A 10,850-nucleotide genomic window follows, 5' to 3' on the forward strand; every position below is an offset into this window, starting at 1 on the left:
GAAGGGGACGGGGCTGGGGCTGTCGGTGTGTCAGGGCATCGTCGCGTCACACGGCGGGGAAATCTCCGTGGACAGCGAGATGGGCAAGGGCTCCACGTTCCGCGTGCGCCTGCCGGTGTTCGCCGAGGGCGTGCAGGTGGCTCGGAGCCGGGACTACGCCGTGGAGTCCGCGAGCGTGGAGGACACGCTGGACTCGCTTCGGAGCGAGGCGTCGTAGGCGCCCCGGCGGGGCTCAGGGCTGCCGGCTGTTCTCGAGGACCCACGCGAGGTACGGCGCGTGGCCCTCGGCGATGTCGACGCGGAGCACCTCGGGCACCTGGTAGGGGTGCAGCTCGACGACGCGGGCGCGCAGCGGCTCGAAGAGGGCGGCCCGCGTCTTGAGGATGAGCAGCACCTCGGCGTCGTCGTGAATCTGTCCCTGCCACCGGTAGATGGAGCGCAGCCCGGGGACGATGTTGCCGCACGCGGCGAGCTGCTCCTCCACCAGGGTGCGCGCCAGCTCGGCGGCCTTGTCAGCGGAAGGGGCGGTGACGAGGACGAGGATGACGTCGGTCATGGCGCGCGAGGCTCAGCGTCCCGCGCCGCGCAGCGCGCCCGGCGCGTGGTGCAGGGGCGAGTCCATCTCCTGCCGCGTGCGGCGCCGGTCCGGCGTGTCGCGGGGCAGCTCCACGAAGGTGCACATCTCGCACAGCCGGCTGTAGATGCGCTCGCCCACGCGCTCGCGCAGCAGCTCCGCTTCGCGGACGGCGTTGCGCGCGTCCTCCGTCGTCCGGTAGCCCGGGGGCGCCGCCGCGCGTGGGGCCTTCTTCTCCGGCTCCAGCGAGTAGTTCGTCGCGAACAGCGTGGTGCGGCCCGCGTTGTAGCGGCGGGCAATCAGCTCATCGAGCGTCTCCATCTCGAACGGGCTGCCGCGTCCCTTGCCCAGCTCGTCGATGGCCAGCACCTCCACGTCCGACAGGGGGCCGATGATTTCGCCGCCGCTCTTGCCCTCCTGGAAGCCCCGCCGGATGGTGGCGTACAGCAGCGAAATCTCCACGTACCGGGCCCGCACGCCCACCTCCAGCACGAGGTGCGCCAGCGTGGCCGCCAACAGGTGCGTCTTCCCCGTGCCCACCGGCCCGCTCAGGATGAAGCCCTTGGCGGGCCCGCCCTTCGTGTCCGTGCCGCCCTTCACGTACTGGTGGGCGAAGTGCATCGCCACGCCGCGGCCCCGGTCCTGCGCCTCGTTGAAGGCCCGGTAGTTGTCGAAGCCCGCGTGGGACACCACGCCGGGCAGCCCCACCTCGTTGAAGAGGGACACCCGCCGCCGCCGCCGCGTGCACACGCACGGCTCCATGACCTCGTAGCGCCGGGGGCCCACCTTCTGGCTGAACACGCCCTCACGCTCCACCAGCACGTGCCCGCGACCGCCGCACACGGAGCAGCTCTCCGAGCACACGCAGACCCGCGCCTGGGCCTGGTCCCCACGCCGCTCGAGCACGTAGGTCCGCCCGCCACACACCCCACACGCCTCGCCGTTCTTCGGAGCCATCCCCAACGCCATACCAGAGCCTCCCAGCGCTCGTCAGCCCACTGAACAGGCGAGCAGGCGAGCGTTCAACTCAGCCTTCCTTGATGCCCAGCCGCCGCCGCGCCGCCGCCAGCACCCGGAAGCGCCGCGAGACCCGCCTCGCGCGCGCCGACATCACCTGCTGCTCCGCCCCCGCCGCCAGGGCCTCGCGCCATACCGCGCGCCGCTCCAGGAAGGGCAGGGCGCGCAGCAGCGACAGCAGGGCCCGCGCCTCCTGCGCGTCCAGCGCCGCCGGCTCCGCGGGCACCTGGACCAGCACCGTCTCCAGCAGCCGCTGCACCCGGGGCGCCAGCGCCATCTCCCGCCCCGCCACGTCCTCCAGGGCCGCGCACAGCCGCGCGTGTCGTGTCTCCTCCCACGTGCGGGCTTTCTTGCGCCGCGAGTGCGAGTCGGAGTGCTCCGCGGTCCCCGCGCCCGCCGCCAGCGCGCGGTACTTCTTGATCTCCGACTCCACCTGCCGCCGGCAGGCGCGCAGCGAGCGCAGCACCGGTTCCCCGGGCCGCGCGTCCCACAGCGCCTTCTCCGCCGAGCGGGAGATGCCCCGCGCCACCACCTCGAAGGGAACGTTCTCCCGGGCCCAGGTCGTCAAAAGCTCCGTGTCCAGCGCGGACAGCATCAGCCCCGCGCCGCGCAACGCGAGGAAGTAGTCCTGCACCAGCTCTTCGAAGCTGGCGCTCTCGGGGAGGAGGCTCATGATCCGGAAACTCGCACTCCAGTACAGGGCAGCCGAGCAGCCGGCCGTCTGCTTCCCCATACCCGCTGGGTCCGACAGCGCAACTCCGCGGCCGGTTTTCTCACAGCGCTTCTGGAAGATTTCCGGCGTGCTTTCCGCTCCCAGGGCAGACAGCCAGTCAGGGTTGACCCGCTGCGCCGGATCCGAGCATAGTGAGCACCCCCGAATGGAAATTCCCGAAGATTCCCGGATACTTGCCGACCAGGCAACCGACCGGGGACGCCGGTCCCCCCTCCCTAGGAAGACCATGCGACGTTCGCTCCTCGTCTGCCTCGTGCTCCTGGCCACGGCGTCCGCCGCTCAGGAAAAGAAAGCCACGCGCGATGCCGCTCTCGGCCAGAAGACCGCGGCGACCATCGACAAGTCGCTGGCCGGTGACATCACCCGTGAAAAGAAGAAGGAAGAAGTCGCCCCCGCGCTCCAGTACGACCAGTTCCGGCTGGGCGTGGAGCTGCAGGTGGCCTCCAAGCGGCGCGAGCAGATCCAGTCGCTGAAGAAGATCATCTCCCTGTCGCCCGACCCGAAGGAGGTCCCCAGCCTCCTGTTCCGCCTGGGCGAGTTCTACTGGGAGGAGTCGAAGTTCTACTTCTTCGAGGCCAACCGGAAGGACGACGACCTCATCAAGGCGATGAACCGCAACGACGCCATGGCCCAGCAGCGCGCCAAGGCGGAGAAGGCGGAGCTCGTCGCGAAGCAGAAGGAGTACGGCAAGCTCGCCGTCGAGCAGTACACGAAGATCGTCCAGGAGCACCCGACCTTCGAGCGCACCGACGAGGTGCTCTTCTTCCTCGGCCAGTACCTCATGGAGGACGGCCAGGACCGCAAGGCGCTCGTCGCCTACAAGCGGCTGGTGGAGAAGTACCCGAAGTCCAAGTACATCCCCGACGCCTACCTGGCCTTCGGCGAGTACTACTTCAACAACTCCAAGGGCAAGCGCCCGGAGCTGGAGAAGGCCCTGGCGGCGTACAAGAAGGCCGCCGAGTTCCCCGAGAGTCAGGTGTACGCCTTCGCCCTCTACAAGCAGGGCTGGTGCCACTACAACATGGGGGACTACGAGGCCGCGAAGGACAAGTTCAAGACGGTGGTGCTCTACGGCGAGCTGGCCGGCGCCAACGCGGTGGAGAAGGACGGCGGCAAGAGCGGCAAGAGCTCGCTGGTGCGCGAGGCGCGCACCGACTACGTGCGCGCGTACGCCCACCAGGGTGACGTGGCGCAGGCCCGCGCGGACTTCGGCAAGGTGGCCACCAATCCGGAAGACCGCTTCACGATGATGAAGCAGCTGGCCAACCTCTACTACGGGGACGGCAAGGACCGCGAAGCGGCGATCACGTACAACTCCCTCATCAAGGAGAAGCCGCTGTCGCCCGAGGCCCCTGGCTTCCAGGGCCGCATCGTCGACTGCATCCTCCGCATGGGCAACAAGGAGCGCACCGTGGCCCAGGTGCGCCGGCTCGTGAAGATCATGAAGGACGTCGAGTCCTCCGGCGTCATCAAGGACGACAAGGACAAGAAGCTGCTCGCCGAGGCGAAGGAGCTGTCCGAGCGCACCCTGTCCAACCTCGCCGTCACCTGGCACAACGAGGGCCGCAAGACGCGCAACGAGGAGACCTTCAAGTACGCGGACGCCGTGTACAGCGACTACCTCACGCTCTTCCCGGACAACCCCAAGGCGTACGACCTGCGCTTCTTCTGGGCGGAACTCCTCAACGACAACCTGCAGAACTACGAGAAGGCCGCCGCCAACTACACGCTCGTCGTCCTCCAGGACGCCAAGGTGCTGGAGGCCAAGGACGACAAGGGCAAGCCCAAGCCGGGCAAGCCGGGCAAGTGGCTGCAGAACGCCGCCTACAACGCGGTGCTCGCCTACGACGAGGTCGTGAAGGCCGGCGAGGCGCGCGGCGAGGGCAAGAGCGAGGTGAGCGCGGACATCACCAAGAAGGCCACCATCCCCACGCTGAAGAAGTCCCTGCTGGACGCGTGCGAGCGCTACCTCAAGTACGTGCCCAAGGGTGAGAAGCGGGTGGAGATCGCCTTCAAGGCGGCCAACATCTACTACCGCCACAACCACTTCGACGAGGCGGTGCTGCGCTTCAGCGAGATTGCCCTCGGCTACCCCGACTACAAGTTCGAGGACGGCCAGCGCGCGGCGGAGATCGCCGCCAACCTCGTGCTCGACTCGTACAACCTGCTGCAGGACTACGCGAAGGTGAACGAGTGGGCGCGCCGCTTCTACGCCAACAACAAGCTGGCCACGGGCAAGTTCCGCGAGGACCTGGCCAAGCTCATCGAGCAGTCGTCCTTCAAGCTCGTCAGCCAGCTGGAGGAGAAGAAGGAGTTCCAGAAGGCCGCCGAGGCATACCTGGCCTTCGTGAAGGACTTCCCGGAGACGGAGCTGGCGGACCTGGCGCTCTACAACGCGTCCGTCGACTACTACAAGGCGAAGCAGCTGGATAAGGCCATCGAGGTCCGCAAGAGCCTGTTCGCGCAGTACCCGCGGTCCAAGTACGTGCCGGACTCCATCTACGCCAACGCCGAGGCGCTGGAGGCCATCGGCGACTTCGAGGACGCGGCCAGCACCTACGAGGCGTACGTGCGCGGCTACGAGCGCAGCATCTCGGAGAAGGGCGCGCCCAAGTCGAAGGGCAAGGGCAAGGGCAAGGACGAGAAGCCGGCCGCGCCGCAGAAGTGGGACGAGGCCAAGGCACAGGTGGCGCTGTTCAACGCGTCCACCTACCGCGCGGGCCTGGGCCAGACGAAGGCGGCGCTGAAGAACCGCGAGCACTACCTGGAGCTGTGGCCCAAGGCGAAGGACGCGGATGAGATCCGCCTGTCCATCATCGACCTGACGGGCAAGAGCGGCGCGGGCATGCGCGCCATCAAGATGCTGGAGGAGTACGAGCGCGACAACATGCGCTCGCCCAGCAAGTTCCTCACGGCCGAAGGCCGCATCGTCGACATGTACAAGAAGATGGGCAAGTCGCGCGACGTGGCGCGCATGTACAAGCGCATCTTCGAGCACTTCGACCAGCTGCCCCGCCGCGTGCAGACGACGCTGGAGAAGCCGGCGCTGGCCACCTCCGCGCAGGCGCAGTTCCTGTCGGTGGATCTGGACTGGGCGGAGTACAAGCGCCTGAAGCTGTACTGGGGCGCGCCGCCGTCGCCGGACCGCTTCCGCGCCAGCATCCAGGACAAGAGCCGCGCGCTGCAGGTGGTGGAGAAGAAGTACGTGCAGACGGTGGCCCTGGGCGCGCCCGAGCCGGCCATCTGCGCGCTGCACCGCATCGGCCTGGCGTATGACCACTTCGCCGACCGCATCGTCAACGCGCCCATGCCGCGCGGCCTGGACGAGGAGTCGCAGCAGGCGCTGCGCGACGAGTTCGCCAACCAGGCCCAGCCGCTGAAGGACAAGGCGACCGAGGCCTTCACCGCCACGGTGGCCAAGAGCCGCGAGCTGGACGTGTACAACGACTGCGCCGCGGAGAGCCTGAAGCTCCTGCGCACCACCTACGCGCCGGACCGCTTCCCGGACATGCCGGAGGAGAAGGTGGCGCTGAAGGGGCGCGAGCAGATCATCGGCGGGGACATGCTGGCCGCCATCCAGGACGTGCCGCCGCCGGCGCCCAAGGCCGTGGCCGACGCGCAGCAGGCGAAGTCGGAGGCGCTGAAGGAGGACCTCGCAGACCTCACGCAGCAGCTCCGCTCGCAGACCGAGACCCAGGTGGATTCCAAGCCCGCCGCCTCCAAGGACGGCGCCGCGCCCACGAAGCAGGGCGGGGCTGACGAGGAGCCGGAGGACTTCCTCTAATGAACCGGACGACCCGTACCATGCGCCTGTTCCCCCTTCTGGCGGCCGTCTCGCTGACCGCCATCGGCTGCTCCTCGTCCAAGGCCACCGGCCCGACGACGCCGGCCAAGTCGCTCACCCAGACGACCGGCAAGGAGCCGGCGCCGCCGCCCATCTCCAACACCGCCAAGGCCCGCTTCGAGGACGCCATCAAGGCGTTCGACACGCAGAAGAAGGCCAAGGCGTTCGACTACCCGGCGCTCGAGCGCAAGTTCAAGCTGGCCCTGGAGTCCGACGCCAACCTCGCCGAGGCCCACTACAACCTCGGTGTCATCGCCGAGCGCCAGGGCAAGCTGGACGAGGCCCGCGCGCAGTACAAGACGGCGCTGTCCAAGAAGCCCTCGCTGCGCCAGGCGTCCGAGAACCTGGCCGTCATGGAGCAGAACGCGGGCAACGTGGCCGGCGCGGTGGCCATCTACCAGGACGTGCTGCAGCGCTACCCGGATGACGCCCAGTCCCGCGCGCGCCTGGCGGAGATCTACCGGCAGACCGGAGACCACGACAAGGCGATGGAGTTCTCCCGGGGCGCGCTGATGCGCGACCCCAACTCCACCACCGCGCTGAAGGTGATGATCCGCAGCTACATCGACCGCAAGCAGCTGGCCATGGCGAAGCTGGTGGCGCTGCGCGGCGTGAAGCTGGACGGCTCGGACCCCGAGCTGCACCACGCCGTGGGCCTCATCCTGCTGAAGGAGGGCAACAAGGACGAGGCGCGGCTGTCCTTCAACAAGGCGCTGGAGGTGCGTGACGACTACGTGCCCTCGCACGTGGAGCTGGCGCAGCTGGCGCTGGAGTCCGAGGACTTCCCCGAGGCCGAGGAGCACCTGCGCCGCATCCTCCAGGCGGACGGGAAGAACGCCGCCGCCCACCTGAACCTGGGCATCGCCTACAAGGGCCAGGGCCAGTTCGACAAGGCCATGCAGGAGTACGACGAGGCCGAGAAGCTCAACCCCGAGCTGGCCGCCGTCAGCCTCAACCGCGCCGTCATCCTCCACAAGGTGAAGGACGCGCCCGAGCGCGCCGTGGAGCTGTACCGCAAGTACATCGCCCAGGCCGGCGACGACGTGGCCCTGCCCGCCGACGCCCCCGTCTTCAACCTGCTGCGCGAGGCGGAGGCCATCGTCGGCGCCAAGCGCGAGGCGAAGGCCGCCGAGGAGCAGGCGAAGCAGATGGAGGAGCTGCAGAAGAAGCAGCAGGCGCAGATGCAGGCCGCGGAGAAGCAGGCCGCCCCGGCCCCGCAGCCCGCGGGCGCCGTGACTCCGGCCGCCGCCACTGGCACGGCCCCCGAGGCCACCCCGGCGTCCGGCACCGCGGCTCCGGCCCCGGCGGCTCCGGCGGGTGGGGCCCCGGAGAAGAAGAATGCAGCTCCGGCGGATCCAGCCGAGCCGGAAGACGACCTGCTGTGAAACGTCCGACGTCCCCGGGTGCCTTCGCTGTGGCGGGGCCTCGGGGGATGATGCGAACCTAGTGCATTCCCCTTAATGGGGATGTGGTTGTGGCACGGGCCCGGCGGGGCCCTCGCGGGAGACAGTGATGCGGAAGGCTCTGATGTTGTGTGCGGTGCTCGCGGTGGCTCCGGCCTTCGCCCAGGACGAGGGCAATGCCCCGACCGGTGGTGGGGGAGGGGAGGGCAATGTGCGCTACTCCAAGACCACCAACATCGACTTCGAGGACGACACCATCGAAGGTGACCTCACGAAGCCGGACGGCGAGTACATCGAAGCCCGCGACAAGGTGAAGCACTCGAACCTCATCCGCATCCGCGAGGATTTCGAGGACAAGGTGATGCAGTCCGTGGGGGAGCTGTAGTCGGCGTCCTTCGCAAAGGCGGGAACCCGCCGGCGCGAGCGTTGTCTGTAGCCACCACCCACCCTACGTAGGAGCCCTCATGGCCGTTCCTCTGACACTCAAGGTCTTCAAGGGCGACTCGCTCGTCGCCTCCAAGGACTACGAGCGCGACATCATCAAGATTGGCCGTCTGTCTTCCGCGCACCTGTGCCTGGAAGACGAGAAGGTCAGCCGAATCCACTCCGTCATCGAGGTGGCCAGCGATGGCTCCATGTCCATCATCGACATGGGCAGCGTCGAGGGCACGTACGTCAACGGCAAGCGGGTCAACAAGGGCCAGCTCGTCTTCGGCGACGAGATCCGCGTGGGTGGCACGACCATCCGCCTGGAGAACCCTGCCGCCGTAGCCGCCGCCAACCTGGCCGTTGCCGCCGCCAGCACCGACGAGACGACGGAGAAGAACCCCGTCATCGCCACCCCGGCGCCCGCCGTGGGGCTGGCGCAGGCCGCCGCGGCCGTGGCGCCGCAGGCCGCCGCCTCGGGCCCGCTGGACGCGTCGCTCGCCGCCACGCAGCAGAACGTGGTGGTGCCCGCCGCCGCTCCGGCCGAGCCGGCCGCGCCCGCCGCGCCCGCGGTGGAGGCCGCGCCCCGGGTGCGCACCGCGCGCAAGGCCAAGTCCAACGGCCCGCTGGGCGTGGGGCTGCGCTTCGCGTGGGGTGACCAGCGCGTGGGCGAGTTCTTCCTGCATCCGGGCGAGAAGCGCGCGTTCACCGTGGGCAGCGCCGCGGGCGTGGACCTCGTCATGGGCGACTCCAAGCTGGGCGCCCCGACGTTCGAGGTGGTGCGCTCCGACGGCCAGGCCTTCTCCGTGCGCTTCACGGGGAAGATGAAGGGCGAGCTCACCCGCAAGGGCGAGACGCTGGACCTCAAGGCGGTCATCGAGTCGGGCAAGGCCTCCCACGAGGGCGAGGCGTACACGCTGACGCTGGACACGGACGACTTCATCTGGGTGGACCTGGGCGGCGTCACGCTCGAGGTGGCCTTCCAGCCCGTGCCCAAGCGCGTGGTGGCGCCGCTGGGCGAGTCGCTGGACTACACGGCGCTCAACATCTTCCTGGTGATGTTCTTCGTGGCCACCGCCTTCGTCATCACCGCGATGAACCGCACGGGCGACGGTGACGAGTACGCGGACGAGCTGTCCGCCGACAGCGCGCGCATCGCCAAGCTCATCATCAAGCCGCCCGAGGCGCAGAAGAACAAGTTCCTCGAGCGCCTGAACCAGCAGAAGGAGAAGAAGCAGAGCGGCGAGATGGCCGCCAAGAGCCGCGGCGACGAAGGCCAGATGGGCAAGAAGGACGCGGCCAAGACGAACAACCGCACCGCGCCCAAGGGCGACCCGAACAAGAAGGACGAGGCCCGCGCGCTGACCGCGAAGATTTTCGGCGGCGGCAAGGGCGGCATCTCCACCGTGTTCGGCAAGAGCGGCCTGGGTGGCGACCTGAAGAGCGCCATGGGCAACATGTTCGGCGCCAAGGCGGGTGACTCGGGCGGCTTCGGCGGCCTGGGCCTGCGTGGCTCCGGCGGTGGTGGCGGCGGCACGGGTGACACCATCGGCATCGGCGGCATCGGCACCAAGGGCCGCGGTGGCGGCACCGGCACCTACGGCAGTGGCGTGGGCGTGCTCGGCGGCAAGCAGAGCGTCGACGTGGGCATCACCTCGTCCGACCCGGAGGTCATGGGCTCGCTGGACAAGGAGCTCATCCGCAAGGTCATCCAGATGAACCGCGGGCAGATCCGCTACTGCTACGAGAGCCTGCTCAACCGCTTCCCGAAGCTGGGCGGCAAGGTGGCCGTGAAGTTCGTCATCACCGCCACGGGCTCGGTGGCGTCGTCCTCGGTGGCGCAGTCCACCGCGGGCAACGCGGAGCTCGAGACGTGCGTGGCGGGCCGCGTGCGCACCTGGAAGTTCCCGGAGCCCAAGGGCGGTGGCGTGGTCGTCGTCACCTACCCGTTCATCTTCAAGCAGGCCGGCGAGTAGCGCCGGGCTGCCCCACTGTTGAGCGGGCGGACCTGCGCAACGGTCTGCCCGCGCTGTTTCCACCGGCTCCCGCTCCCCACGGGAGCCGCGCTACCCTCAGGACCGCATGAAAGCCCTCGCCCCCTTCGCCCTGTGCGCCGCGTTCGTCCTCCCCCTGGCCGCGAGCGCCCAGAAGCCCACCCCCGACAACACCGGGGACCGCCCCGCCGTCACCTACGACGAAATCGAGCGTGGCCTGTACTTCGCGGTCCTGGGTGGCCCGATGTTCCTGACCAACCCGCCGGCCGCCGAGGGCACGCCGCGGCCCTTCTCCGCGGGCCCCATGGCGCAGGTGGAAGTGGGCGTGGACATCACGGAGAACTTCTCGCTGGGCGTGTTCATCATGGGCTCCAGCATCGGCACCAGCGCCGAGTACGTGGGTAACTCGGGCGGTGGCGTGTCTGGCGACTTCCAGACGATGGTGCCGGGCGCCGTGCTGCGCGCGCGCCTGCTGGGCCTGGCTGATAACCAGGAAGTGAAGCGGACGTGGTTCTACCTCCGCGGTGGCGCGGGTTATGCGATGTTCTCGCCGAAGCGTCTCCTCCCCGAGTCCGACATTCTTGTGTTTGCCGGGCCCGGAGTGGAGTACTACACAAGGCTGCGCCACTTTTCCGTGGGGCTCGAGGTGACGGGGAACTACCTCGTCTCCGGGGGTACCTTCGGGTTCGCCGTGGCGCCGAACATTCGCTACGCGTTCTAGCGGGAGAAAGACGTGCCTCAGGAGAATGGAAGCGGTGGGCCGCGCCCCGGTGGGCGCGGTCGTGACGGGGGTGCGCCGGGTCAGGGCCCTCGTCGTGACGGTCCGGGAGGTGGAGGTTTCGGGGGTGGGGGTTTTGGC

9 protein-coding genes are annotated in these 10,850 nt (G+C 68.9%); 6 read left to right on the plus strand and 3 right to left on the minus strand.

The features are described 5' to 3' along the window. Positions 1-217 (plus strand): ATP-binding protein (locus HG543_RS46135; protein ID WP_246357779.1); only part of this gene is annotated, 217 nt, incomplete at its 5' end. Positions 218-232: 15 nt separating this feature from the next. On the opposite strand, the gene cutA is transcribed toward HG543_RS46135, so the two are convergent. Genes cutA through HG543_RS46150 form a run of 3 tightly spaced genes read right to left on the minus strand, consistent with a single transcriptional unit; the run spans position 233 to position 2,264 of the window. Beyond that, positions 233-556 carry a divalent-cation tolerance protein CutA gene (gene cutA, locus HG543_RS46140; RefSeq protein WP_169351346.1) on the minus strand — a complete coding sequence of 108 codons (324 nt, stop codon included), beginning with the start codon at positions 554-556 and terminating at the stop codon, positions 233-235. Between the two features lie 12 nt (positions 557-568). Continuing rightward, positions 569-1,543, minus strand: coding sequence for an ATP-binding protein (locus HG543_RS46145; RefSeq protein WP_169351347.1), 975 nt, complete (start codon positions 1,541-1,543; stop codon positions 569-571). A gap of 58 nt (positions 1,544-1,601) precedes the next feature. Continuing rightward, positions 1,602-2,264 (minus strand): hypothetical protein, encoded by a 663-nt coding sequence (locus tag HG543_RS46150; RefSeq protein ID WP_171818414.1) that lies wholly within the window; start codon positions 2,262-2,264, stop codon positions 1,602-1,604. A 286-nt stretch (positions 2,265-2,550) separates the two neighbouring features. Here HG543_RS46150 and HG543_RS46155 point away from each other — a divergent pair, with 286 nt between their 5' ends. From HG543_RS46155 to cglE, 5 genes are all read left to right on the plus strand, one after another. Beyond that, positions 2,551-6,108 (plus strand): tetratricopeptide repeat protein, encoded by a 3,558-nt coding sequence (locus tag HG543_RS46155; RefSeq protein ID WP_246357780.1) that lies wholly within the window; start codon positions 2,551-2,553, stop codon positions 6,106-6,108. Continuing rightward, positions 6,108-7,553 (plus strand): adventurous gliding motility TPR repeat lipoprotein GltE, encoded by a 1,446-nt coding sequence (gene gltE, locus HG543_RS46160; protein WP_169351349.1) that lies wholly within the window; start codon positions 6,108-6,110, stop codon positions 7,551-7,553. Before HG543_RS46155 ends, gltE begins: the two co-directional genes overlap by 1 nt. 127 nt (positions 7,554-7,680) lie before the next feature. Further along, complete coding sequence (gene cglF, locus HG543_RS46165) at positions 7,681-7,956, plus strand: adventurous gliding motility protein CglF (protein ID WP_169351350.1); 276 nt, start codon at positions 7,681-7,683, stop codon at positions 7,954-7,956. Positions 7,957-8,035: 79 nt separating this feature from the next. Next, complete coding sequence (gene gltG / locus HG543_RS46170) at positions 8,036-9,973, plus strand: adventurous gliding motility protein GltG (RefSeq protein ID WP_169351351.1); 1,938 nt, start codon at positions 8,036-8,038, stop codon at positions 9,971-9,973. 106 nt (positions 9,974-10,079) lie between these two features. Beyond that, entirely contained in the window at positions 10,080-10,712 is a 633-nt protein-coding gene (gene cglE / locus HG543_RS46175; RefSeq protein WP_169351352.1) for an adventurous gliding motility protein CglE, read from the plus strand. Positions 10,713-10,850 lie beyond the last annotated feature (138 nt).

This window comes from Pyxidicoccus fallax, from assembly GCF_012933655.1.
Taxonomy (GTDB): domain Bacteria; phylum Myxococcota; class Myxococcia; order Myxococcales; family Myxococcaceae; genus Myxococcus; species Myxococcus fallax.

Coding starts and splice junctions, on each gene's coding strand:
- cutA (WP_169351346.1), bottom strand. CDS start 556: ATGACCGACGTCATCCTCGTCCTCGTCACCGCCCCTTCCGCTGACAAG.
- HG543_RS46145 (WP_169351347.1), bottom strand. CDS start 1,543: ATGGCGTTGGGGATGGCTCCGAAGAACGGCGAGGCGTGTGGGGTGTGT.
- HG543_RS46150 (WP_171818414.1), bottom strand. CDS start 2,264: ATGAGCCTCCTCCCCGAGAGCGCCAGCTTCGAAGAGCTGGTGCAGGAC.
- HG543_RS46155 (WP_246357780.1), top strand. CDS start 2,551: ATGCGACGTTCGCTCCTCGTCTGCCTCGTGCTCCTGGCCACGGCGTCC.
- gltE (WP_169351349.1), top strand. CDS start 6,108: ATGAACCGGACGACCCGTACCATGCGCCTGTTCCCCCTTCTGGCGGCC.
- cglF (WP_169351350.1), top strand. CDS start 7,681: ATGCGGAAGGCTCTGATGTTGTGTGCGGTGCTCGCGGTGGCTCCGGCC.
- gltG (WP_169351351.1), top strand. CDS start 8,036: ATGGCCGTTCCTCTGACACTCAAGGTCTTCAAGGGCGACTCGCTCGTC.
- cglE (WP_169351352.1), top strand. CDS start 10,080: ATGAAAGCCCTCGCCCCCTTCGCCCTGTGCGCCGCGTTCGTCCTCCCC.